A 25,677-nucleotide genomic window follows, 5' to 3' on the forward strand; every position below is an offset into this window, starting at 1 on the left:
CACCGGTCAGCACCACCTCTGGTGATGACCACCAAGGCAGGTGACGTGCTCGCCGACCGCTACCGCCTGGTCGACCTGCTCAGCGAGACGCCCCACGGGCGGTTCTGGCGCGCCCACGACCGGATCCTGGAGCGCCACGTCGCCCTGCACGTGATCCCGGCGGACGACGAGCGCGCGGAGCTGCTGCTCGAGGCCGCGCGGAGGTCGGCGACCGTGCAGGACGCCCGGTTCCTGCGGGTCCTGGATGCGGAGCGCGGCGCGGAGTTCTGCTTCGTCGTCAACGAGTGGGGCTCTGGCACCTCGCTCGACATCATGCTCGCCACCAACGGGCCGCTGGCCCCTCGCGAGGCCGCCTGGATCGTCTCCGAGGTCGCCGACTCGATCGCGGCGGCGCACGCGCACGCCGTTCCCCACGGACGGCTGGTCCCGGAGAACGTCCTCGTCGACAACGCGGGCGGCATCCGGATCATCGGGTTCTGCGTCGACGCCGCGCTGCATGGTCTCCCCCCGGGCGAGCCGCGCACCGACGTCCGCGACCTGGCCGGTCTGCTGCATGCCTCCCTCACCGGCAAGTGGGCCGGCGACTCGGCCTCACAGGTGCCCCCGGTCCCTCGCGACCACGGGCGCGTGCTGCGGCCTCGTCAGGTGCGGGCCGGCGTCCCGCGCCCGCTGGACGACCTCTGCGACGAGCTCCTCAACCCTCAGGGCCGCAGGGTTCGCGACGTCCGCGACATCGCCAGCGCCCGTGGCATCCACGCCTTCCTCGACGAGTTCGTCGGCGACGACGGCGGGCTCGCGTCAACCATCGCGCGCCGCAACCCCGATCGCAGCGAGACCGTGACCCTGCCGTTCGTCCCGGACATCCTGGCCCGGCCCGACGACGTCGAGATGCCACCGGTCGAAGGCCCGGACCAGGAGGCCGCCGAGGACGTCGAGACCGAGCCCGACGCCGACCTCACCGGCACCGGCGCGGCCGTCGAGGCGGTCACCGAGCAGCCCACCCAGGCCGGGCTGCCGATCTTCGACGACGAGACCGACGACGTCTCGTGGTTGGAGAAGCGCCGTGACCCGCCCCCTCCGCCGCCGCCCTTCGAGGAACCGCCGGTCCGGCCGCTGTTCGCTCCCGATGACACCGGGCGCCGACGACCTCGGACCGAGACCGAGCAGCCGGGCACCGCCGGAGGCCCGCATCGCGGCCCGAAGGGAGACGACTACTGGCCGTCTCCGGGCCACGGGTCATCGAGCGGCAGCGGGACGATCCCGGCGTACGTCGACGACGACCACGACCACCACCCGGGGGCGGTCCCGGGCCGGCGGGCACTGCGGCTGGCTGCCCTGGTCGCCCTGGTGCTCCTCGCGGTCGTGGCCCTGGCGATCGCGTTCAACCTGAGCCGGGGCCGGACTCCGCTGGGTGGCCAGCCGGACGAGAAGCCCACCGACTCGTCCACGATCTCCTCGCCGCCGTCCGCCTCCACGGGAGGCGACCTGGTTCCGGTGGAGGACGTCGTCGCCGACGACTTCGACCCCGAGGGCGACCCGCCCGAGGAGAACCCGGACGACGCCGCAAACACGGTCGACGGGGACCCGTCGACGTCGTGGTCGACCTCGACCTACGAGCAGCAGCTGGGGCCGGGCGGGCTGAAGTCCGGCGTCGGGCTGCTCCTCGACCTCGGCAGCGCCCGCGAGGTCGCCGCCCTCGAGCTCGACCTGGCCGGCGAAGGGACCGAGCTGGAGGTGTTCCTGACCGACGAGGTGCCCGCCAGCGTCGACGGGTTGACTGCCGCCGGACAGGAGGAGCTGCCCGAGGGTCTCGTCGGCCTCACCGGCGCCCGGTCGGGGCGCTACCTCGTGCTGTGGCTGACGGCGCTGCCGACCACCAAGGACGGCCGTTTCCGCGGTGAGGTCGTCGACCTGCAAGTGTTGGCCTCCCCATGACCGACTCGACCATGCCGGACGCCCAGGTTTCCCACGCTGGGGAGCCGACCGACGCCCACCTGCTCCAGTCGCACGTCGACGGAGACCCGGAGGCGTTCGGCATCCTTTTCCGCCGACACCGGGACCGGCTCTGGGCGGTCGCGCTGCGCACCATGGGGAACCCTGAGGACGCCGCGGACGGGCTGCAGGACGGCATGGTCTCGGCGTTCCGCCGGGCCGGCTCCTTCCGCGGCGACGCCGCGGTGACCACGTGGCTGCACCGGGTGGTCGTCAACGCGTGCCTCGACCGGCTCCGCGCGGCCAAGGTCCGCAGGGCCGACGCCCTGCCCGACGACCTCGACGAGCACGGTGACCGGCGCGCCGGGACGACGTCCGACAGGTCGACCACCGACCCCGCGGACCTCGCGGTCGTCGACGAACGTCGCCGCCTGGTCCTCGCCGCCCTGGCGGAGCTGCCCGCCGAGCAACGGGCCGCGCTCGTGCTGGTGGACATGGAGGGCTATCCCGTGGCCGAGGTCGCCGAGATGCTCGACTGCGCGGTCGGCACGGTGAAGTCCCGATGTTCCCGTGGTCGTGCCCGCCTGGCCGAGAGGCTCGGCATCCTGGCGCCGGGCGGTGACCGGGAGCACGCCGGCCCGGGGAACCCCGCCCCCCGACCGGCCGTCCCAACCGCGGACGCGCCGCGCGGACCGCCGCCGTCCCCCACCGACCGTTCACCCATCTGACCGATCGACCGTGACGAGAGAAGTGTTGTCCCCGTGACCGACGAGCTCACCGCCGAGCAGGAGGCCGCTGTCCGCCGCCTCCTCCAGCAGGCGCGTCACGAGGCTCCGGTCCCCGCCGACGTCGCGGCCCGCCTGGACGCGAAGCTCGACGAGCTGGTGGCCGACGAAGGAGCCGACGACCTGGAGGTCTTCGAGGCCGGCGGCTCACCAGTCGTCACTGAGCTCGCCGGAATGCGGCGTCGCCGCCGCAACGCCGGGCGGCTGCTCCTGGCCGCCGCTGCCGTCATCGTCGGTGGTGTGGCCGTCGGGCAGAACATCGCCGGCACGGGCCTCGACATGGGTGGCGGCGACTCGGGAGAGGCGGACACTGCGCTGGCCGAGCCCCCACGGGCGAGCGCCGGCCGCGTCGATGAGGAGTCCGCAGACAGCGTCGAGGACGGCAACTCCGGGGGTGACGCGGCCCCCGAGGCTGCCCCGGAGCAGGCCTACCTGCTCCTCCAGGCCGGGGCTCCCCTCGACCTCACCTCCGAGGACTTCGCCGCCGACGTCCAGCGCGAGCTGCTCCGCACCGCGGACGAGCGGCGCGTCGCGGCCAAGGCCGACTACGACGGGGTCGCCGCCTACGCACAGGCCGATCCCGGCTTCGTCTGTCCGGCCGGACCCTACGGCGAGGGCGCCAAGCTGCCGGTCTACTACGACGCCGAGGAGGCCGTGCTGGTCCTGCGCAAGCCGCGGTCGGGCATCCAACACGTCGACCTGCTCACCTGCGGCACCGCGGTCACGCTCAACTCCCTGGATCTGCCCGCGCCCTGACCGCCTTCTGACCGCCTTCCCACGGGCAGTGAGGGCCCTCACCTCCGGGAATCTTCCTCGCCTACGATCGGTTATCCGGTCGTCCACCGAGGAAAGCGACACCCATGTCCGCAGTGCGCAACGTCATCATCATCGGCTCCGGCCCGACCGGCTACACCGCGGCGGTCTACGCCGCCCGCGCGAGCCTCCAGCCCCTGGTGTTCGAGGGGTCGGTGACCGCCGGCGGGGCACTGATGAACACCACCGAGGTCGAGAACTTCCCGGGCTTCCGCGACGGCATCATGGGCCCGGCGCTGATGGACGAGATGCGTGCCCAGGCGGAGCGCTTCGGCGCCGAGCTGGTCACCGACGACGTCGTCGAGGTCGACCTCACCGGCGACGTCAAGATCGTCAAGACCGCCACCGACACCTACCAGGCGCGGGCAGTGATCCTGGCCATGGGCTCGGGCTACCGCAAGCTGGGCCTGCCCAACGAGGACGCGCTGTCGGGCCGTGGGGTCTCGTGGTGTGCGACCTGTGACGGGTTCTTCTTCCGCGAGCAGCACATCGCGGTGGTCGGTGGCGGCGACTCCGCCGTCGAGGAGGCGACGTTCCTGACCCGCTTCGGGTCCAAGGTGTCGATGATCGTGCGGCGCGATGAGCTGCGCGCCTCCAAGATCATGCAGGAGCGTGCGTTCGCCGACCCCAAGCTCGAGATCGTCTGGAACTCGGTCGTCGAGTCGATCAACGGTGAGGACCGCCTGGAGTCGGTGACCCTCAAGGACACCGTCACCGGCGAGACCCGCGACCTCGACGCGACCGGGCTGTTCATCGCGATCGGCCACGACCCGCGCTCGGAGCTCCTGACCGGCCAGGTCGACCTCGACGACAACGGCTACGTGCTCGTCGACCACCCCTCGACGGTCACCAACCTGCCTGGCGTCTTCGCCGCGGGCGACCTGGTCGATCACCACTACCGGCAGGCCATCACGGCGGCCGGCACCGGCTGCGCCGCGGCCCTGGACGCCGAGCGCTACCTGGCCGACCTGGACCACGCGGCTTCGGCTGTCCTGGCACCTGCCTGACCGCTCCGCGAGCCGGGGAACATCCGTCCGTGCCGTGCTGTTGACTGGCTACAGCCGTTAGACGTTCCGTTCGACGCAACCACCAAGGAGAGTGACATCGATGGCGCTCATCAGTGCCGTGACCGACGAGGAGTTCGACTCCCAGGTCCTCAAGTCCGACAAGCCGGTGCTCGTGGACTTCTGGGCGGAGTGGTGCGGACCGTGCAAGCAGGTCGCACCCATCCTCGACGAGATCGCCGGAGCCCACGGCGACAAGATCACCTTCCTGAAGATGAACGTCGACGAGAACCCCGTGACCCCGTCCTCCTATCGGGTCACCGGCATCCCCACGATCAACGTCTACAAGGACGGCGAGGTCGTGAAGTCGATCGTCGGGGCCAGGCCCAAGGCGATGCTGCTCAACGAGCTCGCCGAGTTCATTTAGCGAGCAGTCGACCGCGAGGGACGAGCGGTCGACGTCGCGCGCTAGGTCGAGCAAGCCCCGCGGCTGAGGCACGAAGCCGCGACGGGCGGGTCGAGACCCTCCGCAGCGAAGGCAGGAACTGGCCTAGTTGAGCCGAGCCTCCCCCGGCGCGGGTGCAGGCTTCGCCGGCCGTACGGCGCCCACCAGGCGCTCCAGCGCCGCCTCGACCTCGGTCCGCCAGGTCAGGGCGGTGCGGAGATCCATCCGCATCCGCGGGGTGGTGCCGTGCGGCCGGTGCGTCTTGAAGCCGACGCTGCCCAGGAAGTCGGCAGGCACCACGCAGGTCCGCCGGCTCGCTCCGAGACCCGGGCCGCGAGTGTCGCCGAACGCCTCCACCGCCGCGATCCCGCCCCGTCTCACCAGGTCGCGGGCCATCCCCTGCACCAGCATCCGGCCGAGTCCGCCGCCCCGGTGGTCGGGGTGCACCCACACGGTGCTCAGCAGCACGGCGTCCGGTGAGACGGGCGCGGTCGGGAACGCGGCGGCTCCGGGCAGGAACGCCGGCGGCGCATAGATCGCATAGCCCACCGCTCGCTCGTCGACGAGCGCGATCCGGCCACAGGAGCCCCACTCGCGCAGCACGTGGGAAACCCAGGCCTCCTTCTCCGCGGCGGCCTCCCCCTCGGGCACCCGGGCGCGGCTCACCGGGTCGAGCTGCCAGAACAGGCAGGTCGTGCAGGGCGCGCTGAGGTCCTCGTCGAGCTGGGCGAGGTTGTCCAGGGTGAGGCGTACGACCTTGCGGGACATCAGGTCTCCCTGTGGTGGCGGTCCTGTGACGCAACCGGTGGTGGTATCAGTGTGCCAAGCAACGGTCTGTCCATCACACTAGAAGCGCCATGGATCTCTCCCCGCGCGCTCCACACGGCCGTCTCGACCCCTACGTCGAGCGCTACGCCGCGCGTACGGCCGGGATGACGGCCTCGGAGATCCGGGCGCTGTTCGCGGTGGCCTCCCGGCCCGAGGTCGTGTCCCTGGCCGGGGGCATGCCCAACATCTCCGGCCTCCCGCTCGATGTCGTGGGCGGCGCGATCGCCGACCTGGTGGCCGAGCAGGGCCCGGTCGCCATGCAGTACGGCTCCGGCCAGGGCGTCCCCGAGCTCCGCGAGCAGATCACCGACGTGATGAGGCTCGAGGGGATCGAGGCGCACCCCGACGACGTCGTGGTGACCGTCGGATCCCAGCAGGCCGTGGACCTGGTGACCCGGGTCTTCTGCGACCCCGGCGACGTGGTGATCTGCGAGGCGCCGTCCTACGTCGGCGCCCTCGGCGTCTTCAAGGCCTACCAGTGCGAGGTCGTGCACGCCGAGATGGACGCCGACGGTCTGGTCCCCGAGGCGCTGAGGCAGGCGATCGCCTCGGTCAAGGCAGCGGGCAAGACCCTCAAGTTCCTCTACACGATCCCCAACTTCCACAACCCGGCCGGCGTCACCCTGGCGGTCGAGCGGCGAGCCGAGATCCTCGAGATCTGCCGCGAGGAGGATCTCTTGATCCTCGAGGACAACCCTTACGGCCTGCTCGGCTTCGAAGGCGAGCCGCTGCGCGCCCTGCGCGCCGACGAGGCCGAGGGCGTGATCTACCTCGGCTCGTTCTCCAAGACCTTCGCGCCCGGCTTCCGGGTCGGGTGGGCGCTGGCCCCCCACATGGTGCGGGAGAAGCTGGTGCTCGCCCAGGAGTCCGCGACGCTCTGCCCGCCGCAGTTCTCGCAGATGGCGGTCTCGGCCTACCTCTCCAAGCACGACTGGCAGGGGCAGATCAAGCAGTTCCGGGAGATGTATCGCGAGCGGCGCGACGCGATGGTCGAGGCGCTGCACGACATGATGCCGGCCGCCTGCCGCTGGAACGTGCCCGACGGCGGCTTCTACGTCTGGCTGAGCCTGCCGCCCGGCATCGACGCCAAGGCGATGCTGCCGCGTGCGGTGACCGCGCGGGTCGCCTACGTCCCCGGCACCGCCTTCTACGCCGACGGCTTCGGCTCCGGCGCGATGCGGCTGTCCTTCTGCTATCCCACGCCCGAACGGATCCGCGAGGGCGTACGCCGCCTCGCGGGCGTGATCGAGGCCGAGATGGAGCTGCGCGCGACCTTCGGGGCCACCGCTCCCGCCCGGGAGATCGCCTACCCCAGCTACGACGGTCCCAGCAGCGACCTGTCGTAGGGCAGACTTCGCGGGTGCTCGACCTCACCTACCCGCCGGTCATCCTGGCCTGCAAGACCGGCTTCCGGCTCCTGGGGCAGAAGATCGACATCATCGGGGCCGACCTGGTCCCGCGCACCGGGGGTGTGCTGCTCGCCTGCAACCACATCGGCTACGTCGACTTCGTCTATGGCGGCCTGGCCGCCAACCCCGCGGGTCGCAAGGTTCGGTTCATGGCCAAGCGCGAGCTGTTCGACCACAAGCTGACCGGACCGCTGATGCGCTCGATGCACCACATCGAGGTGGACCGAGGAGAGGGCCTCGCGTCGTTCCACACCGCCGTCGACTACCTGCAGGACGGCGAGGCGGTCGGGATCTTCCCCGAGGCCACCATCTCGCGGGCCATGGAGCTCAAGGAGTTCAAGACCGGCGCGGTGCGAATCGCGGCCGCGGCCGAGGTCCCCCTGGTGCCGGTGGTGATGTGGGGCACCCAGCGGATGCTGACCAAGGACCACCCCAAGGACTTCTCCCGCGGCAAGACCATCATGCTGCGGGTCGGCCACCCGATGCACCCGACCGCCGAGGACCCGGTGGCAGAGACCGCTGAGCTCCACCGGGTGATGTCACAGATGCTCGAGGAGTCCATCCGGGACTACCCGGCCGACGAGCAGCCCCCAGGGTCGTGGTGGCTGCCCAAGCGGTTCGGTGGCAGCGCCCCGAGCCTGGCCGAGGCGGCCGAGATGGACGCCGAGGAGAAGCGACAGCGCGCCGCCCGACGCTCCTCGTCGACCTAACGATATATCGCTACATCGACTTATCGCTTTATCGACATTTCACTGTTTGCCCAGGTCAGCGGGCCTGTCGTTGCCAGGTCAGCGGGCATGTCGGTCCGCCACGTGCGAGCGCAGCGAGCCTTGCGAGCGAAGCGAGCGCGCCCCGCGATCGGCCTCGGCGGCCGCGACGACTGCGAAGCCCTCGAGCGGAGCGAGCGTCGTCGCGGTCCCGAGGCCGAAGCTCACGAGGGTAGACAGGTCGTCGTAGGCCCGGGGTCGAAATTCGCGGGGTATCAGGCCGGGTCCATGATGTCGACGATCCGGCGCAGGTCGTCCAGGCTGGCGAACTCGACGGTGATCTTGCCCTTGGCCCGGCCCAGATCCACCTTGACCCGAGTCTCGAAACGGTCGGACAGCCGGTCGGCGAGCTCGGCAAGTCCCGGCGCGGTCGGCCTGGACCGCGGGCTCCGGCGTGACTCCGGCCCGGTCCCGGCACCGACGGCCACGATCTCCTCGAGACCGCGCACGCTGATCCCCTCGGCGATGACCCGCTGCGCGAGCCGGTCCTGCTGCTCGGGGTCCTCGATGGCCAGCAGCGACCGGGCGTGGCCGGCCGACAGCACGCCCGCGGCGACCCGCCGCTGGACGGCGGGCGAGAGGCGGAGCAGTCGGATCGTGTTGGAGATCTGGGGGCGCGACCTGCCGATCCGGCCGGCGAGCTCGTCATGGGTGCACTCGAAGTCCTCGAGCAGCTGCGAGTAGGCAGCCGCCTCCTCGAGCGGGTTGAGCTGGGCCCGGTGGAGGTTCTCCAGCAGCGCGTCGCGCAGCATGGCGGTGTCCTCGGTCTCGCGGACGATCGCCGGGATGACCGAAAGACCGGCCGCCTGGGTCGCGCGCCAGCGCCGCTCCCCCATCACGAGCTCGTAGAGCGTGGCCCCTTCGGCGTCGGTGCCGGTGGGCCGGACCACGATCGGCTGCAGGAGCCCGATCTCGCGGATCGAGTGGCCGAGCTCGGCCATTGCCTCCTCGTCGAACACCTGGCGTGGCTGCGAGGGGTTGGGCGTGATCCGGTCCACGGGCAGCTCGGCGAACGACGCCCCGGGCACGGGGGACATCCCCGGGGCCAGTTCCGCTGGGCCGACCTGGTCCCGACCCGGGCTCTCGGGCGTCGAGTACACCATCTCGTCGCTGGCCGCGGGAGCGGCCTCCCGCTCGGGCGCGCTGGTGCTCTGGATGAGCGACCCCAGGCCTCGCCCGAGGCCTCGACGCTGGGTTCTGCTCTCCGCCATCGGTCACACCCTCCCTAGGAAATGGCTCTGCTGGCGAGCTCGCGGGCCGCCTCGAGATAGCTCATCGCACCGGGCGAGCCCGGGTCGTAGGTCATCACGGTCTGACCGTATGACGGCGCCTCCGACACCCGGACCGAGCGGGGGATGAAGGTCCTGAGCACCTGGTCGCCGAAGTGCTCGCGCACCTCGTCGGCCACCCCTGCGGCGAGTCTGGTGCGGGCGTCGTACATGGTGATGAGGATCGCCGAGATCGCCAGCTCGGGGTTGAGGTGCTGGCGCACCATGTCGACGGTGGCCAGGAGCTGCCCCAGACCCTCCAAGGCGTAGTACTCGGCCTGGATCGGGACCATCATCTCCTGGCCGGCGACCAGCGCGTTGAGCGTGAGCAGCCCCAACGACGGCGGGCAGTCGATGAAGACGTAGTCGTAGCGGTCCTCACCCGCCTGCTCTGCGGTGCCGATCCACGGAGAGGCGGCCAGCGCCTTCTGGAGTCTCTGCTCGCGGGCCACCACGCTGACCAGCTCGATCTCCGCGCCGGCGAGGTCGATCGTGGCAGGCACCACGAAGAGGTTGTCCAGGTCCGGGCAGGGCGTCACGACCTCCGCGAGCGGCACTCCGTCGACGAGGAGGTCGTAGGTCGAAGGGATGCCGCGGTGGTGCTCGACGCTGACCGCCGTGGACGCGTTGCCCTGCGGGTCGAGATCGACCACCAGGACGCGCTGCCCGAACTGGGCCAGGGCGGCAGCCACGTTGACCGTCGAGGTGGTCTTGCCGACCCCGCCCTTCTGGTTGGCGACGACCACGACCCGGGTACGGGCCGGCCGGGGCAGGCTCGGTCGTCTCTGGGCGCCCTGGCGGGCCAGCAGCATATGCTCGGCAGCCTGCGCCAACGGCGTGGCCTCGTTGCCGAAGCTGACGCCGGGCGCCGGGTCCAGATCGGCTACTTCGGAGGCGGTCCGCACCGGCGGTCCGGCCGCGAGCACGTTGGTTTCACGTGAAACGTGGCCGTGCTCGATCTGTGGAGAAGTAGCCTCGATCTGTGGAGATTCACGCTCCGCATCCGCCTGGGAACCGGTGGATAACTCTGCCGGCCAGTCGCCCGGAGTCTGCTCCGTCACCCGCTGTGCCTCCGCCCCGCCGATTGATTCGCCGAACCTCGTGGTCGTCGGGCACGGGTCTGCGCGCCGACACCCGTCGGCCACGCTACTCGCGAGGGATCGGCATGAGCCACCCGCACCGCCCTGGTGGCGGACAGCCCGCCCTGAGGGGCCGCTGTGGAGACCACCTGGACGCCCAGCTCGAGGATCTCCGGTGTGGCGCACCGAAGGCGCTTCAGCTCCTCCTGGGCCGCCTCGATCTCCTCCTCCAGAGACTTGCCCTTCATCGCGAGCAACGTGCCATGGGGAGCCACCAGCGGCATCGACCACTGGAGGAGCCGGGTCAGCGGGGCGAGCGCACGGGAGGTGACGATGTCGAACACCCGGTGCCCGTGCAACGACTCCGCACGCCCGCGCACGACCTCGACGTCGGTCAGGCGGAGCTCCTCGACGACCTCGTGCAGGAACCGGGTGCGGCGTTCCAGTGGCTCGACCAGCGTGACGGTGAGGTCTGGGCGGCCGATGGCCAGCACCAGTCCCGGCAGTCCGGCCCCCGAACCGAGATCCGCGACGGTCGCCCCGTTGGGAACCGCCTCGGCCAGCATGGCGCAGTTGAGCAGGTGCCGGTCCCAGAGCCGGGGTGCCTCACGAGGGCCGATCAGACCGCGCTCGACACCCGCTGTCGCCAGAAGAACGGCGTAACGCTCCGCCAGCTCGCGCCGCTCGGTGCTGAACAACAGGCCCGCGGCAGCGGGCGGTGTTTCACGTGAAACCGAATCGCGGTCCGTTGTTTCACGTGAAACATCATCCATGAGGCGCCACTAGGCGGGCAGGACGACGACGTACCTGCGGGGCTCCACGCCCTCGCTCTCCGAGGTCAGTCCCGCGGCAGCGACCGCGTCGTGCACGACCTTGCGCTCGAAGGGGGACATCGGGTCGAGGGACACGGGCGCCCCCTCGGCCTTGACCCGCGTCACCGTCGCCTCGGCGAGGCGCTCCAGCTCGACCCGCTTCTCCGCACGGAACCCGGAGATGTCGAGCATCAGCCGGGACCGCTCCCCGGTCTCGCGGTAAACGGCCAGGCGAGTCAGCTCCTGCAGAGCCTCCAGCACCTCGCCGCGGTCGCCCACCAGGTGCGAGAGGTCGGCGCCCACGATCGACACCGCGGCGCGGTCGCCCTCCACATCCATGTCCAGGTCGCCGTCGAGGTCGGCGATGTCGAGCAGCTCCTCGAGGTAGTCGGCCGCAATGTCGCCCTCCTGCTCGAGCTGCTCCAGACGTGAGGGCCTGGCGCCACTCTCGGTGGCCTGGTCCGCCTCCTCGACGGCGACGGCCTCGGGAGCCTCATCAATCTCAGGAGCCTCGGGAGCCTCGTCGGTCACGGACATCTCCACGTCGGACTCGGTCAACGCTTCTTCCTGTTCTTGTTGGGCACGGCCTTGGTGGGCCCCGCCTTGTTGGGGGCACCCTTGGCGGGCGCCCGCTTCTGCTTGGGGGTGATCGCCTGGCCGTTGGACGACGAGGGATCAGGTTGCGGCGCCGGCTCAGGCGCGGGCGATGCGGCCGTGGTGCCCGCCGGCGGCTTGGGGCCGGCCGCACCCTTTCGCTTGCTGCGCGGCTGGCGCTGGGGCTGCTGCCGTTGGGCGGGACGCTTGGGCTCAGGCTCCGGCAGGACCTCCTCGACGGGGACCAGGCCCTTCTTGATCGCCTTGGCCTTGTCGCGCTCCAGCTTGGCCCGCTCGGCCTCGGTGCCGGGTGCCGGGTTGTTGCGGATGACGTAGAACTGCTGGCCCATCGTCCACAGGTTGGAGGTCGTCCAGTAGAAGAGCACGCCGATAGGGAAGGCGATGCCACCGACGGCGAACACGACCGGCAGGACGTAGAGCAGCAGCTTCTGCTGCTGGGCGTAGGGGCCGGTCAGGGCGTCCTTGGGCATGTTCTTGCTCATCAGCTGGCGCTGGGTGAGGAAGGTCGTCGCGGTCATGGCCAGGACCAGGAACGCCGCCAGCGCCATGGTGGCGGGGTCGCCGTCGGCCTTGAGGAAGGTGTCGGAGATCTTGACCGTGCCGAACAGCTTGGCCTCACCGAACTGGAGGGCGTCGGCCTTGCTCAGGATCCCCTTCGGCTTCTCCTTCGCCGCGTTGTTGAGCAGGGAGAACAAGGTGAAGAAGATCGGCATCTGCAGCAGGATCGGCAGGCAGGACGCGAACGGGTTGGTGCCCGAGTCCTTGTAGAGCTTCATCGTCTCCTGGGCGAGACGCTCCCGGTCGTGGCCGAACTTCTTCTGCAGCTCCTTGACCTTGGGCTGGATGAGCTGCATGTTGCGGCTGGACTTGATCTGCTTGACGAACAGCGGGATCAGCGCGGCCCGGATGACCAGCGTCAGGCCCACGATCGAGAGGACCCAGGCAGCCCCGCTCGCCTCACCGAACACTCGTCCGAACAGGTTGTGCCAGCCGATCAGCACCGCCGAGATGGCGATGTAGAGCGGGGCGACGATGAAGCCCCAGAGGTCCTTGAGTGCGCCCACGGGTCAGGCTCCTTGTCCGGGCTCGGGGGTGGTGGAAGGAACGGGGTCGTAGCCGCCGGCGGCCCACGGGTGACAGCGCCCGAGGCGCCGGACCGCGAGCCAGCTGCCCCGGATGCTGCCGTGCCGCTCGACGGCCTCGAGGGCGTACGCCGAGCAGGACGGGTGGTAGCGGCACACCTGGCCGTAGAGCGGACTGATCAGCGCGCGGTAGGCGCGCAGGAACCAGATCAGCGGGTACTTCACGAGGTCACCATGGTCCGTGGGAGACAACGGCTCAGCGCGGCCCGCAGTTCCTCGGCAAGCTCGGCCGAGGTGCTGGCCGCCGCCGGTGGCAGGGCCCGGAGCACGACCGTGGTGCCGGGCGGCAGGGTGCTCAGCAGTGGAGCGACCTGGTGACGAAGCCGGCGCTTCACCCGATTGCGGACCACGGCGTTGCCGACCGCCTTGCTGACCACGAGTCCCACACGCGGGGGGGCCTGGGACATACCGTCGGTATGCAGATGGGCGACGACGGTCCGGGAACCAGCCCGCCGGCCGGCGCGAACCGTGATCGAGAAGGCCGCGGGCTCCGTCAGTCGATGGGCGGCGGGCAGCACCGGGTCGGACCGGCGCTCAGACCGCGAGGCTCTTGCGGCCCTTGCGGCGGCGGGAGGAGAGGATGGCGCGGCCCGCACGGGTGCGCATCCGCAGGCGGAACCCGTGCGTCTTGTGACGACGACGGTTGTTCGGCTGGTAGGTCCGCTTGCTCACGTGGCTTCTCTTCCGGCTGGGCAGTGCTGCATGGTCTGCGTTACATGGTCTGGGGCGACGGGTTCGCATCATCCCGTCGCGCGGCCGCCCTGAATCGACGGAGACGGCCGTGCATGGACCTGCCAACGGTACGCGGAGCGCGCCGACAGGGTCAAACCACGGACCCCCGCGCGCAGCCGTCGTGACGTCACCCTGTGGACAAGCCGCAACGCCGCCCTCGGCGTGTTGCCCCCGACACGCCGTGCCGGCCTGTGAACAACCGGGTCCACCTGTGGATGACGGGTTGTGCGGGCCGCCCGGCGAGAGTTAGGTTCGCCCGGCCGAGGTTCCCTACCACTCCTGTCCTGCCGACACCCGCCCGACAAGCGGCCCGACAACCAGGCAGTGCGTCTCGGTCCGGCTTCCTCCTGGTGCCCCGGCGCTTCCCCTCTGCCCCACCCCTTCGCAAAGGCCCAGGTGCACAGCCTGTGGACAACCTTGTGGACAGCACCTGACATCAGGGAAGGCAGTGCTTTTTCGTGGATTCCAGCACCCCCGACGGAAACCCCAATGACCCGACACCTCTGGACTCCACGTGGCGCGCGGTGGTCGCCGAGCTCGAGCCCAACCAGGCGGCCTGGCTGACCTCGAGCAAACCGATCTCGCTGCACGAGGGGCTCGCCATCATCGAGGTCCCGGACGACTTCACCCGCAACCAGATCGAGGGAAGGCTCCGCGGACAGCTCGAGGACGCCCTGTCCGCCGTATACGGCGGCGAGCTGCGCCTGGTGGTGACCGTCAACCCCGAGGCCACACCGCCACCGGATGTCGTCGAATCAACTGATCGACAAGACGACATGTCGACAAATACCCCTTTGGCGACGGTGCTGCCGATGACACCGGCCACCCACCTCGGCTCACTCACCGACTCCGAGGAGCTGCCCGACTTCCCCGAGCAGCACGCCGCCACCTCGGCCCTCGGCACCGCGCAGGAGGCCCGGCTCAACCCGAAGTACACCTTCGAGACCTTCGTCATCGGTTCGTCCAACCGGTTCCCGCACGCCGCCGCGGTCGCGGTCTCCGAGGCGCCGGGCAAGGCCTACAACCCCCTTCTCGTCTACGGCGACTCCGGGCTGGGCAAGACCCACCTGCTCCACGCGATCGGCCACTACGTGCGCAGCCTCTACACCGGCGCCCGGGTGCGCTACGTGTCCAGCGAGGAGTTCACCAACGAGTTCATCAACGCGATCCGCGACGACCGGCAGGACCGGTTCAAGCGCCGCTACCGCGATGTCGACGTGCTCCTCATCGACGACATCCAGTTCCTGGAGGGCAAGACCCAGACCCAGGAGGAGTTCTTCCACACCTTCAACACCCTCCACAACGCCAACAAGCAGATCGTGCTGACCTCCGACCGGCCGCCCAAGCGGCTCGAGGCGCTCGAGGACCGGCTGCGCAACCGGTTCGAGTGGGGCCTGATCACCGACGTCCAGCCCCCCGACCTCGAGACCCGCATCGCGATCCTCCGCAAGAAGGCCGCCATGGACCGGCTCACCGCGCCGCCGGACGTGCTCGAGTTCATCGCCTCCAAGATCCAGACCAACATCCGCGAGCTCGAGGGCGCGCTGATCCGGGTGACCGCGTTCGCCAACCTCAACCGCCAGGAGGTCGACATGACCCTGGCCGAGATCGTCCTCAAGGACCTGATCCCCGAGGGTGGTGAGCCCGAGATCACCGCCGGCCTGATCATCGCGCAGACCGCGGCCTACTTCGGTCTCTCGATCGACGACCTCACCGGCCCAAGCCGCGGCCGGCACCTGGTGATGGCCCGTCAGATCGCGATGTACCTGTGCCGTGAGCTCACCAGCCTGTCGCTGCCCAAGATCGGCGCGCAGTTCGGCGGCCGCGACCACACGACGGTGATGTACGCCGACCGCAAGATCAACCAGCTGCTCGCCGAACGGCGCGCGGTGTTCAACCAGGTCTCCGAGCTCACCAACCGGATCAAGGTGCAGGCCCGCCAGTCGTGAGCCTCTTCCCGACCCGAGCTGCGCGCTGTCCCGAACCTGTGGACAACGCGGGGTCCAGGGTGCGAACTACACGGGGAGGATCTGGGGAGCGGCAGACCGCTGTCTCCACCGGCTCGCCCGGAGTGCACAGCCCCGCCCGGTTCGTCCCCAGTCGTCCACACCCCCCTGTGCAACCGGTTCATGCGGCGCGACCTGCACGAACACCCTCTGTCCACAGATTCCACCGACCCTACGACTACGACGAGACTCCTGTTGCTCGACGATCGGTGGAACTCCACTCGGCTCCTTGCCTGGGGACAACCTCCCCCGTGGGGCCCCGCATGGCAGGATTCACCTCCCACCACCGCGCACCCTCCCCAGCCGCTCCGTCGAAGGGCTCGACATCGTGAAGTTCCGCGTCGACCGTGACGTGCTCGCGGACGCCGTCGCATGGGCGGCCCGCAGCCTCCCCGTCCGTCCCAGCGTCCCGGTGCTCGCCGGCCTCCTGATCGAGGCGGGCCACGACGGTCTGGTGCTCTCGACCTTCGACTACGAGACCTCGGCGCGCGCGACGCTCCAGGCCGAGGTCGCCGACGAGGGCCGCGCCCTGGTCAGCGGCCGACTGCTCGCCGACATCTGCCGGAGCCTGCCGGCCAAGCCGGTCGAGATGGTGATCGACGGCGCCCGCGTCTCCCTGACCTGTGGCTCGGCCCGCTTCAGCCTGCAGACGATGCCGGTCGAGGACTACCCGTCGTTGCCGCCGATGCCCGCGGCGACCGGGACGGTGCAGAGCGACCAGTTCGCCCACGCCGTCGCCCAGGCGGTCACCGCGGCCGGCCGTGACGACATGCTTCCGGTGCTGACCGGCGTACGCCTGGAGATCGACGGCTCCACCATCTCGCTGCTGGCCACGGACCGGTTCCGGCTCTCCCTCCGCGAGCTGAGCTGGGACCCACGCACACCCGACGACACCTTGGCCGCGCTGGTGCCGGCCAAGGTGCTCGGTGACACCGCCAAGTCGCTCACCAGCGGCAGCGAGGTCACGATCGCGCTGGCCAGCGGTGGCGCCGGAGAAGGCATCATCGGCTTCGAGGGCGCGGCCGCGGGCGGCACCCGGCGCACCACGACCCGACTGCTGGACGGCGACTTCCCCAAGGTCCGCAGCCTGTTCCCCGCCGAGCACCAGACCGTGGCGCGGGTCGACAAGACGGCCCTCATCGAGTCCGTACGCCGGGTCGCGCTCGTGGCCGAGCGCAACACCGCGGTGCAGATGGCGTTCACCTCGGGCATGCTCACCCTCGACGCCGGCTCCGGTGACGAGGCGCAGGCCTCGGAGTCGATCGAGGCGGAGGTCGAGGGCGAGGACATCACCACCGGCTTCAACCCGCAGTTCCTCCTCGACGGGCTCACCGCCATCGACGAGCCGGTCGTCGAGCTCGCCTTCACCCAGTCCTCCAAGCCCGTGGTGATCAGCGGCCACGTCGAGCCGGGCAGCTCGGGGGTTCCGGCGTTCCGCTACCTGCTGATGCCGCGCCGCCTGCTCTCCTGAGCGGGCTTCCGAGCACGCCACCTGACGGAGGGAGTCCGAAGTGCACATCGGTCTGGTAGGCCTCGGCAAGATGGGCGGCAACATGCGCACCCGGATGCGCAACTCCGGGCTCACCGTCGTGGGCTACGACCGCAACCCGGACCTCGCCGACGTGGCGAGCCTGGCCGAGATGGTCGAGCAGCTGCCCGGCCCCGACGGCGGCGCCCGGGTGGTGTGGGTGATGGTCCCGGCGGGTGACCCGACCCGCGACACGATCCGCGACCTCGCCGACCTGCTGGGCGAGGGCGACCTCGTCGTCGACGGCGGCAACTCGAAGTACACCGACGACGAGCTCAACGCCACGATGCTCGCCGAGCGCGGCATCGGCTTCGTCGACTGCGGCACTTCCGGTGGCGTCTGGGGCCTCGAGAACGGCTACGCACTGATGGTCGGCGGGTCCGACGAGGACGTCGCCAAGGTGCAGCCTGCCCTCGACGCGCTGCGTCCCGAAGGGGAGTTCGGCTTCGTGCACGCCGGCCGCAAGCCGGGCGCCGGCCACTTCGCCAAGATGGTCCACAACGGCATCGAGTACGCCATGATGCAGGCCTACGCCGAGGGCTGGGAGCTGCTCGAGGCGGTCGACCAGGTCGACAACGTCGCCGAGGTGTTCGCCTCCTGGCGCGGTGGCACGGTCATCCGTTCCTGGCTGCTCGACCTGCTGGTCGCGGCCCTCGAGGAGGACGCCCACCTCGACAAGCTGACCGGCTACGCCGAGGACAGCGGCGAGGGCCGCTGGACGGTCGAGGCCGCCATCGACAACGCGGTGCCCATGCACGTCATCGCGGCGTCGTTGTTCGCCCGCTTCACCTCGCGCCAGGACGACAGCCCGGCGATGAAGGCGATCGCCGCCATGCGCAACCAGTTCGGCGGGCACGCCGTCCGCACCGCTCCCCCACCGGGCGGCGAGGCGTCGCCGGGCGACGCCCCGGCCGACAGCGCGTGATCATGACTCTGTGTACGTCTCGCACCTGACCCTCCACGACTTCCGGTCCTACGCGGCGGTCGACGTCGCGCTCGACCCGGGCGTGACGGCGTTCGTCGGCCGCAACGGGCAGGGCAAGACCAACCTGGTCGAAGCGGTGGACTACCTCTCCCGGCTGTCCTCACACCGGGTGGCCACCGACGCGCCGCTGGTGCGGTCCGGCTGCGCGCAGGCGGTGGTCCGGGCCGCCGTGGTCAAGGACGGCCGTACGGCGGTGCTCGAGGTCGAGATCAACCCGGGGCGCGCCAACCGGGCCCGGGTCAACAAGTCGGTCCTGCCCCGGACTCGCGACCTGGTCGGCCTGGTGCGCACCGTCGTCTTCTCCCCCGAGGATCTGACCCTGGTCAAGGGTGACCCCGCCGAGCGCCGGCGCTTCCTCGACGACCTGCTCGTCCTGCGCACTCCTCGGCTGGCCGGTCTGCGTGCTGACTACGACCGGGTGCTCAAGCAGCGCAACTCCCTGCTCAAGTCGATGCTCGCCGCCCGACGGGGCCGGCGCGAGGACGAGCACGCGGCCTCCACCCTGGCGGTCTGGGACGAGCAGCTCGCCCAGCACGGCGCCGAGCTCCTGGCCGCCCGGGTGGCGCTCGTCGACGACCTCCGGCCCTACGTCGGCAAGGCCTACGAGGCGGTGGCCCGGGGCGCGTCCCGGGAGGACGCCGAGATCGACTACCGCTCGACCGTCCCTCTCGACGTCGACCTGACGGGCTCGTTCCTCGCGGCCCTGGGTGAGCGCCGCAAGGACGAGCTGGACCGCGGGCTGTCGCTCGTGGGCCCTCACCGTGACGACCTGCTGCTCACCCTGGCCCCCGCCGGGGCCACCCGGGAGAAGCTGCCGGTCAAGGGCTACGCCAGCCACGGCGAGTCCTGGTCGTTCGCGCTCGCGCTGCGCCTGGCGGCCTACGACCTGTTGCGTGCGGACGGCGACGACCCGATCCTGGTCCTCGACGACGTCTTCGCCGAGCTCGACACCGGCCGGCGGACCCAGCTCGCGGAGCTGGTGGCCGGGGCCGAGCAGGTGCTGGTCACGGCCGCCGTGCCGGCCGACGTACCCGAGGCGCTGTCGGGGACCCGGTTCGTGGTGTCCGACGGGGAGGTGACCCGAGATGAGTGACCCGCCGGACCCACAGCCGCCCAAGGCCGACGGGCTCGACCTGGCCCGCGCCCAGACCAGGGCGACCGCCGGATCCACCCCGGCCGCCCGCCGTCGCCGGCAGCGGCGCCGCGGACCCGACGAGACCACGGTCAGCGGCGCCCACCCCGACGACCGCGACCCCCAGCTGCTGGGCGCGATGGTCGACAAGCTCGTCGGCGACCAGGGCTGGGAGCTCGAGCTCCGGGTGCGCGGCGTGTTCGCCCGCTGGCCCGAGCTCGTCGGTGACGAGGTGGCCGCCCACTCCACGCCGGAGACGTTCACCGACGGCAAGCTCGTGGTCCGCACCGACTCCACGGCCTGGGCGACCCAGCTCAAGCTGCTGGCGCCGACGGTGCTGCGCCGCCTCAACGAGGACCTCGGTCAGGGCACCGTCACCGTGCTGGAGGTGCTCGGCCCGCACGGCCCGAGCTGGAAGAAGGGCCGGCTGTCGAGCCGGGACGGCCGGGGTCCGCGCGACACCTATGGATAGGCCTTCACAGCCGATCCACGGGCCGGTGGCCGGTATGGGGAGTCACCTGACCCCCTGTTCGTCCGTCCCGCAGGCCTCCCCAGGCCGCTGAGGCGCCTCTCTGTCCACAAATCCCCCTGGCCGTGAGGGGCGGTGCGTGGAATGCGGCCTTCTGGGCGGTAGTATGGCCTTCGGCCGTCACCACGGTTCTTCCCCACGGTGCACGGCCTGCTCCATGTCCAGACCCCAGTTCGACAGAGGCGGCCCGAGTGACCATCGACAACCCCCCGGAGCCGCCCAACGGCGTTGAGTACGACGCCTCCGCGATCCAGGTTCTCGAAGGGCTCGAGGCGGTCCGCAAGCGCCCCGGCATGTACATCGGCTCCACCGGTGAGCGCGGCCTGCACCACCTCATCTGGGAGATCGTCGACAACGCCGTCGACGAGGCGCTGGCCGGCTACTGCGACCGGATCGTCGTCACGCTCACCGACGACGGCGCGGTCCGGGTCGAGGACAACGGCCGCGGCATCCCCACCGACACCGCACCCGGCCAGGAGCTGCCTGCGGTCACGATCGCGCTGACCCAGCTGCACGCCGGCGGCAAGTTCGGCGGGGGCGGCTACAAGGTCTCCGGTGGCCTGCACGGCGTGGGCGTCTCCGTCGTCAACGCCCTGTCCACCCGGCTCCTGGTCGAGGTCAGGAACCGCGGCCACCTGTGGCGCCAGTCGTTCAACCACGGCGACCCCGACGGCCCGCTCGAGCAGGTCCGCGCACTGGAGGACGGCGAGGGCACCGGGACGACGATCACCTACTGGGCCTCGGAGGACACCTTCGAGACCACTGACTACTCCCTCGAGACGATCACTACCCGGTTCCGCGAATACGCCTTCCTCAACAAAGGCCTCGAGATCGTCGTCCGTGACGAGCGGCCCGCCGCCGACGCCATGGTCGACGCCGTCGAGGACGACACGATCAACGAGGAGGTCGACCAGGCCGGCACCGACTCGATCCGCCGCGGCGAGGGCGGCGGCAGCGAGCAGGTCTTCAAGTACGAGCGCGGGCTCGTCGACTTCGTCGAGCACCTCAACAAGCGCAAGCAGCCGGCCAACCCCACGATCATCAGCTTCGAGGCCGAGACGCCCGAGAGCGTCGAGAACCACATGAGTCTCGAGGTCGCGATGCAGTGGAGCGCCTCCTACACCGAGTCGGTGCACACCTTCGCCAACACGATCAACACCCACGAGGGCGGCACCCACGAGGAGGGCTTCCGCGCCGCGCTCACCTCGCTGGTCAACCACTGGGGCGAGGAGTGGGGCCTGATCAAGAAGCGCGAGGACCGGGTCTCGGGCGACGACATCCGCGAGGGCCTCACCGCGATCATCTCGATCAAGCTCGGCGAGCCGCAGTTCGAGGGCCAGACCAAGACCAAGCTCGGCAACACCGAGGCCAAGGGCTTCGTGCAGCGGGTCGTCAACGACCAGCTCGGCGCGTGGCTGGAGCAGAACCCCACCGAGGGCCGGGAGATCATCCGCAAGGCGCAGGCCGCGGCGTCCGCGCGGATCGCGGCGCGCAAGGCGCGTGACCTGGCCCGCTCCCGCAAGGGGCTCCTCGGCGGCGGCGGCCTCCCCGGCAAGCTGTCGGACTGCCAGTCGACCAACCCCGCGGAGTGCGAGGTCTTCATCGTCGAGGGCGACTCCGCGGGCGGCTCGGCCCGCCAGGGCCGCGACCCGCGCATCCAGGCGATCCTGCCGATCCGCGGCAAGATCCTCAACGTCGAGAAGGCGCGCATCGACAAGGTGCTGGCCAACGCCGAGGTGCAGGCGATCATCTCCGCGCTCGGCACCGGCATCCACGAAGAGTTCGACATCGACAAGCTGCGCTACCACAAGGTGGTGCTGATGGCCGACGCCGATGTCGACGGCCACCACATCAACACCCTGCTGCTCACGCTGCTCTTCCGGTTCATGCGCCCGCTGATCGAGCAGGGCTACGTCTACATGGCCCAGCCCCCGCTCTACCGGATCCGCTGGAACAAGCCGCACGAGCACGAGTTCGTCTACTCCGACGCCGAGCGCGAGGCGCTCCAGCGAGACGGGCTCGAGCAGGGCAAGAAGCTCCCCAAGGAGAACCCGGTCCAGCGCTACAAGGGCCTCGGGGAGATGAACGCCGAGGAGCTGTGGGAGACCACGATGAACCCCGAGCAGCGGCTGATGCTCCAGGTCACCCTGGACGACGCCGCGCACGCCGACGAGATCTTCTCGATCCTGATGGGCGAGGACGTCGAGCAGCGCCGCTCCTTCATCCAGCGCAACGCCAAGGACGTCCGATTCCTGGATATCTAGGCATCTAGCAGACGTCCTAGATTCCCGTAGAGGCAGAGAGACACCGAATGACCGAGACCCCGACGCAGCCCCCCGGGCCAGGCGGCCGCATCGAGCCCATCGAGCTGCAGACCTCGATGCAGCGCGCCTACATCGACTACGCGATGGCGGTCATCGTCGGGCGCGCGCTGCCCGACGTGCGCGACGGGCTCAAGCCCGTGCACCGCCGCGTGCTCTACGCGATGTACGACGGCGGCTACCGGCCCGACCGTGGCTTCTCCAAGTGCAGCCGCGTGGTCGGCGACGTCATGGGTCAGTACCACCCCCACGGCGACACCGCGATCTACGACACCCTGGTCCGGCTCGCCCAGCCGTGGGTGATGCGCGCGCCGCTGATCCACGGCCAGGGCAACTTCGGCTCCCCCGGCAACGACGCCGCGGCCGCGATGCGTTACACCGAGTGCCGGATGGCCCCGTTGGCGCTGGAGATGGTCCGTGACATCACCGAGGACACCGTCGACTTCCAGCCCAACTACGACGGCCGCTCGCAGGAGCCGACGGTGCTCCCGTCGCGCTACCCCAACCTGCTGGTCAACGGCTCGGCCGGCATCGCGGTCGGGATGGCGACCAACATCCCGCCGCACAACCTGCGTGAGGTCGCCGAGGGCGCGCTGTGGGCGCTCGAGCACCCGGACGCCACCCGTGAGGAGCTCCAGGACGCGCTGGTCGAGCGGGTCAAGGGCCCCGACTTCCCCAACGGCGCCCTGATCGTCGGCCGCGAGGGCATCGAGCAGGCCTACCGCACCGGCCGCGGCTCCATCACCCAGCGTGCGGTGATCGAGATCGACGAGGACAACAAAGGCCGCACCTGCCTGTCCATCACCGAGCTGCCCTACATGGTCAACCCGGACAACCTGGCGCTCAAGATCGCCGAGCTCGCCGACACCGGCCGGGTCCAGGGCATCGCCGACGTCCGCGACGACTCCTCGGGCCGCACCGGCCAGCGGCTCGTGGTCGTGCTCAAGCGCGACGCGGTCGCCCGGGTCGTCCTCAACAACCTGCTCAAGCACACCGAGCTGCAGACCAACTTCAGCGCCAACATGCTGGCGCTGGTCGACGGCGTGCCGCGCACGCTCACGATCGACCAGTTCGTCAGCAGCTGGGTCGCCCACCAGATCGACGTCATCCAGCGGCGTACGGCGTTCCGCCTGGCCGAGGCCGAGCGCCGCGCCCACATCTACCGCGGGCTGGTCAAGGCGCTCGACAACCTCGACGAGGTCATCGCGCTGATCCGCCGCTCGCCCGAGGTCGACGACGCGCGCACCGGCCTGATGCAGCTCCTGGAGATCGACGAGATCCAGGCCAACGCGATCCTCGACATGCAGCTGCGCCGCCTCGCGGCTCTCGAGCGGCAGAAGATCATCGAGGAGCTCGCCAAGATCGAGGCCGAGATCGCCGACTACGAGGACATCCTGGCCAACGAGGCCCGGCAGCGGCAGATCGTGGCCGAGGAGCTCACCGAGATCGTCGACAAGTACGGCGACGACCGCCGTTCGCAGATCATCGCGGCCGACGGCGACCTCTCGATGGAGGACCTGATCCCCGACGAGGAGCTGGTCGTCTCGATCACCCGCGGCGGCTACGCCAAGCGCACCCGCGCCGACCTCTACCGCTCCCAGAAGCGTGGCGGCAAGGGCGTCCGCGGCGCCACCCTGCGCGGCGACGACGTGGTCGAGCACTTCATCGCGACGACCAACCACCACTGGCTGCTGTTCTTCACCACGGCCGGGCGGGTCTACCGCACCAAGGCCTACAACCTCCCCGAGGCGTCCCGTGACGCCAAGGGCGGCCACGTCGCCGGGCTGCTCAGCTTCCAGCCCGACGAGAACATCGCGCAGGTGCTGGCGATCCGCGACTACGAGCAGGCGCCCTACCTGGTGCTCGCCACCCGCAACGGCCTGGTCAAGAAGACCCGCCTCGGCGACTACAACAGCCCGCGGCAGGCAGGCGTGATCGCGATCAACTTCCGCGAGGACGACGACGAGCTGATCGGCGCCGAGCTGGTCTTCCCCGAGGACGAGATCCTGCTCGTGTCACGCAAGGGCCAGGCGGTCCGGTTCAAGGCCGACGACTCCCAGCTGCGGCCGATGGGCCGGGCGACGTCCGGCGTCTCCGGAATGAAGTACGCCGCGGGCGACTCCGTGCTGTCGATGTCGGTGATCCGGGCCGCGCAGGCCGCGGCCGAGGACTCCGACGAGAACGTCCAGTACGTCTTCACGATGACCGACGGCGGGTTCGCCAAGCGCTCGCGGATCAGCGAATACCGGCTCACCAACCGCGGCACCAAGGGCGTCAAGGCGATGACCCTCGCAAACGAGGCGCGCGGCGTGCTCGTCGGGGCGTTCATTGTCGAGGAGGGCGACGAGGTCCTCTCGATCACCCAGGCCGGCCAGGTGGTGCGCAGCCCGATCAACGACAACTTCCGGTCGACCGGCCGCTCCACCATGGGCGTGAAGTTCGTGACGCCCAAGGAGGGTGACGCGGTCGCGGTCGTGACCCGCTCGGTCGAGGCCAAGGTCGTCGAGGACGAGGCAGTGGAATCGGCAGATGACCCCGGGGATGCAACAATCGAGCCCGAAGAGACGTCCTAGGCGGCGTGATCCGAGACGGTGGCCCGATGATGTGGCCCGCTAGATGTGGGGAGTGTGACGGCTGATGGTGGAGCGTCGCCCGCCTCAGGCGCCGCCGGCGTCCGACCCAGCTGCGGGTCACGAGGACACCGTCGCCATCCCGGTCAACCGACCCGCTAATCCTCAGGGTTCCTCCTCGGGCAACGGCAAGGTCCTCCCCCCGATGCCCAAGGACCCCCCGAGCGGCCGGTCGGCAACGCCGCCTCCTCCGCCGGGCAAGCCGACGGCCAAGCCCACCGCCAAGCCCACGGCCAGGCCCACCGCGAAACCGACTGCCAGGCCCACCGCGAAACCTGCTGCCAAGGCGACGCCCGCCGCTGCTCCGGCGCCGGCACCCACCCCGGCCACCGGCACACCCGGGGCCAGGCAGCGGCCGGCCGTGAGCCCGATGCCGGTCGTGCCCGAGGTCGACAAGCGGGCCGAGCGGCAGGCCGAGAGAGACAAGAAGGCCGCCGAGCGCGCGGCCGCCAAGCGGGCCGCTCAGGAGCAGCGGGATTCCAGGAGCGCGGCCAGGTCGAGTCCCAAGCCGGCTGCCAAGCCGAGCCGCCGGGCCCGGCTGCGGATGACCCGGATCGACCCGTGGTCGGTGATGAAGACCGCGTTCCTCCTCTCCATCGCCTTCGGCATCGTCGTCGTGGTCTCGGTCTTCATGGTCTGGTCGGTTCTCGATGCCGCGGACGTGTGGTCGTCGATCAACCAGACGGTGCGCGACGTCCTCGGCGGCGAGAGCGCGACCAGCTTCGACATCGAGGACTATCTCGGCACCCGCCGGGTGGTCGGCTTCGCGATGATCGTGGCCGCGGTCGACGTGGTCCTGCTGACCGCGATCGCCACTCTCGGCGCGTTCCTCTACAACATGTCGGCCTCGCTGCTGGGCGGCATCGAGGTCACGCTCGCCGAGGACAAGTGAGCGTCGCTCCCAGTTTCGTCGCG

25 protein-coding genes are annotated in these 25,677 nt (G+C 70.4%); 15 read left to right on the forward strand and 10 right to left on the reverse strand.

The genetic code is table 11. From position 1 onward, the window contains the following. Window positions 1–24 precede the first annotated feature (24 nt). The 5 genes from ACYVC6_RS01865 (at window position 25) to trxA (ending at window position 4,961) form a co-directional block, all read left to right on the forward strand. Window positions 25–1,935: a hypothetical protein gene (locus ACYVC6_RS01865; protein WP_460710382.1), complete on the forward strand. Its 1,911-nt coding sequence runs from the start codon at window positions 25–27 to the stop codon at window positions 1,933–1,935. Beyond that, window positions 1,932–2,660 (forward strand): RNA polymerase sigma factor SigM, encoded by a 729-nt coding sequence (gene sigM, locus ACYVC6_RS01870; RefSeq protein WP_460710384.1) that lies wholly within the window; start codon window positions 1,932–1,934, stop codon window positions 2,658–2,660. Before ACYVC6_RS01865 ends, sigM begins: the two co-directional genes overlap by 4 nt. A gap of 33 nt (window positions 2,661–2,693) precedes the next feature. Further along, window positions 2,694–3,473: a hypothetical protein gene (locus ACYVC6_RS01875; RefSeq protein ID WP_460710386.1), complete on the forward strand. Its 780-nt coding sequence runs from the start codon at window positions 2,694–2,696 to the stop codon at window positions 3,471–3,473. A gap of 104 nt (window positions 3,474–3,577) precedes the next feature. Further along, window positions 3,578–4,537, forward strand: a complete 960-nt coding sequence (trxB, locus tag ACYVC6_RS01880; protein ID WP_460710389.1) for a thioredoxin-disulfide reductase — start codon at window positions 3,578–3,580, stop codon at window positions 4,535–4,537. A 100-nt stretch (window positions 4,538–4,637) separates the two neighbouring features. Next, the gene (gene trxA, locus ACYVC6_RS01885) at window positions 4,638–4,961 is read left to right on the forward strand and encodes a thioredoxin (RefSeq protein ID WP_292678816.1); all 324 of its coding nucleotides are present in this window, start codon (window positions 4,638–4,640) and stop codon (window positions 4,959–4,961) included. 123 nt (window positions 4,962–5,084) lie between these two features. Here trxA and ACYVC6_RS01890 read toward each other — a convergent pair whose 3' ends face one another. Next, window positions 5,085–5,747 carry a GNAT family N-acetyltransferase gene (locus ACYVC6_RS01890; protein ID WP_460710392.1) on the reverse strand — a complete coding sequence of 221 codons (663 nt, stop codon included), beginning with the start codon at window positions 5,745–5,747 and terminating at the stop codon, window positions 5,085–5,087. Between the two features lie 89 nt (window positions 5,748–5,836). Here ACYVC6_RS01890 and ACYVC6_RS01895 point away from each other — a divergent pair, with 89 nt between their 5' ends. Both ACYVC6_RS01895 and ACYVC6_RS01900 read left to right on the forward strand, forming a co-directional pair. Next, the gene (locus ACYVC6_RS01895) at window positions 5,837–7,153 is read left to right on the forward strand and encodes an aminotransferase-like domain-containing protein (protein ID WP_460710394.1); all 1,317 of its coding nucleotides are present in this window, start codon (window positions 5,837–5,839) and stop codon (window positions 7,151–7,153) included. 14 nt (window positions 7,154–7,167) lie between these two features. After that, on the forward strand, window positions 7,168–7,926 hold the full coding sequence (locus ACYVC6_RS01900) for a lysophospholipid acyltransferase family protein (RefSeq protein ID WP_460710396.1): 759 nt from the start codon (window positions 7,168–7,170) through the stop codon (window positions 7,924–7,926). 78 nt (window positions 7,927–8,004) lie between these two features. Here ACYVC6_RS01900 and ACYVC6_RS01905 read toward each other — a convergent pair whose 3' ends face one another. The 9 genes from ACYVC6_RS01905 to rpmH form a co-directional block, all read right to left on the reverse strand. Beyond that, entirely contained in the window at window positions 8,005–8,151 is a 147-nt protein-coding gene (locus ACYVC6_RS01905) for a hypothetical protein (protein WP_460710398.1), read from the reverse strand. Window positions 8,152–8,198: 47 nt separating this feature from the next. Further along, window positions 8,199–9,194, reverse strand: coding sequence for a ParB/RepB/Spo0J family partition protein (locus tag ACYVC6_RS01910; protein WP_460710400.1), 996 nt, complete (start codon window positions 9,192–9,194; stop codon window positions 8,199–8,201). A gap of 14 nt (window positions 9,195–9,208) precedes the next feature. Then, window positions 9,209–10,177 carry a ParA family protein gene (locus tag ACYVC6_RS01915; protein ID WP_460710402.1) on the reverse strand — a complete coding sequence of 323 codons (969 nt, stop codon included), beginning with the start codon at window positions 10,175–10,177 and terminating at the stop codon, window positions 9,209–9,211. Window positions 10,178–10,308: 131 nt separating this feature from the next. Continuing rightward, window positions 10,309–11,028: a 16S rRNA (guanine(527)-N(7))-methyltransferase RsmG gene (gene rsmG, locus ACYVC6_RS01920; RefSeq protein WP_460710404.1), complete on the reverse strand. Its 720-nt coding sequence runs from the start codon at window positions 11,026–11,028 to the stop codon at window positions 10,309–10,311. An 84-nt stretch (window positions 11,029–11,112) separates the two neighbouring features. After that, the gene (locus ACYVC6_RS01925; protein ID WP_460713289.1) at window positions 11,113–11,679 is read right to left on the reverse strand and encodes a Jag family protein; all 567 of its coding nucleotides are present in this window, start codon (window positions 11,677–11,679) and stop codon (window positions 11,113–11,115) included. Window positions 11,680–11,696: 17 nt separating this feature from the next. After that, entirely contained in the window at window positions 11,697–12,821 is a 1,125-nt protein-coding gene (yidC, locus tag ACYVC6_RS01930; RefSeq protein ID WP_460710406.1) for a membrane protein insertase YidC, read from the reverse strand. A gap of 3 nt (window positions 12,822–12,824) precedes the next feature. Further along, window positions 12,825–13,064 carry a membrane protein insertion efficiency factor YidD gene (yidD, locus tag ACYVC6_RS01935; RefSeq protein ID WP_460710408.1) on the reverse strand — a complete coding sequence of 80 codons (240 nt, stop codon included), beginning with the start codon at window positions 13,062–13,064 and terminating at the stop codon, window positions 12,825–12,827. Further along, a complete protein-coding gene (gene rnpA / locus ACYVC6_RS01940; protein ID WP_460710410.1) occupies window positions 13,061–13,495 on the reverse strand; it encodes a ribonuclease P protein component in 435 nt (144 codons plus the stop codon). The genes yidD and rnpA overlap by 4 nt, the downstream gene beginning before the upstream one ends. Next, window positions 13,434–13,571, reverse strand: coding sequence for a 50S ribosomal protein L34 (gene rpmH / locus ACYVC6_RS01945; protein ID WP_030483636.1), 138 nt, complete (start codon window positions 13,569–13,571; stop codon window positions 13,434–13,436). The genes rnpA and rpmH overlap by 62 nt, the downstream gene beginning before the upstream one ends. A 518-nt stretch (window positions 13,572–14,089) precedes the next feature. Between rpmH and dnaA the strand changes: the two genes are divergently transcribed. The 8 genes from dnaA to ACYVC6_RS01985 all read left to right on the forward strand — a co-directional run bounded on the left by dnaA (window position 14,090) and on the right by ACYVC6_RS01985 (window position 25,654). Further along, window positions 14,090–15,580, forward strand: a complete 1,491-nt coding sequence (gene dnaA, locus ACYVC6_RS01950; RefSeq protein WP_460710413.1) for a chromosomal replication initiator protein DnaA — start codon at window positions 14,090–14,092, stop codon at window positions 15,578–15,580. A 385-nt stretch (window positions 15,581–15,965) separates the two neighbouring features. Next, a complete protein-coding gene (gene dnaN / locus ACYVC6_RS01955) occupies window positions 15,966–17,108 on the forward strand; it encodes a DNA polymerase III subunit beta (RefSeq protein WP_460710415.1) in 1,143 nt (380 codons plus the stop codon). A 40-nt stretch (window positions 17,109–17,148) separates the two neighbouring features. Further along, window positions 17,149–18,090 carry a phosphogluconate dehydrogenase (NAD(+)-dependent, decarboxylating) gene (gnd, locus tag ACYVC6_RS01960; RefSeq protein ID WP_460710417.1) on the forward strand — a complete coding sequence of 314 codons (942 nt, stop codon included), beginning with the start codon at window positions 17,149–17,151 and terminating at the stop codon, window positions 18,088–18,090. 10 nt (window positions 18,091–18,100) lie between these two features. After that, window positions 18,101–19,243 carry a DNA replication/repair protein RecF gene (gene recF, locus ACYVC6_RS01965; protein ID WP_460710419.1) on the forward strand — a complete coding sequence of 381 codons (1,143 nt, stop codon included), beginning with the start codon at window positions 18,101–18,103 and terminating at the stop codon, window positions 19,241–19,243. Beyond that, on the forward strand, window positions 19,236–19,754 hold the full coding sequence (locus ACYVC6_RS01970) for a DciA family protein (protein ID WP_460710422.1): 519 nt from the start codon (window positions 19,236–19,238) through the stop codon (window positions 19,752–19,754). The genes recF and ACYVC6_RS01970 overlap by 8 nt, the downstream gene beginning before the upstream one ends. Window positions 19,755–20,008: 254 nt before the next feature. Continuing rightward, complete coding sequence (gene gyrB / locus ACYVC6_RS01975) at window positions 20,009–22,075, forward strand: DNA topoisomerase (ATP-hydrolyzing) subunit B (RefSeq protein WP_460713291.1); 2,067 nt, start codon at window positions 20,009–20,011, stop codon at window positions 22,073–22,075. A gap of 47 nt (window positions 22,076–22,122) precedes the next feature. Further along, complete coding sequence (gyrA, locus tag ACYVC6_RS01980) at window positions 22,123–24,705, forward strand: DNA gyrase subunit A (protein ID WP_460710424.1); 2,583 nt, start codon at window positions 22,123–22,125, stop codon at window positions 24,703–24,705. Between the two features lie 202 nt (window positions 24,706–24,907). Further along, complete coding sequence (locus ACYVC6_RS01985; protein ID WP_460710426.1) at window positions 24,908–25,654, forward strand: DUF3566 domain-containing protein; 747 nt, start codon at window positions 24,908–24,910, stop codon at window positions 25,652–25,654. The last annotated feature ends 23 nt before the right edge of the window (window positions 25,655–25,677 follow it).

The sequence above is a fragment of the Nocardioides dilutus genome (genome assembly GCF_054779555.1).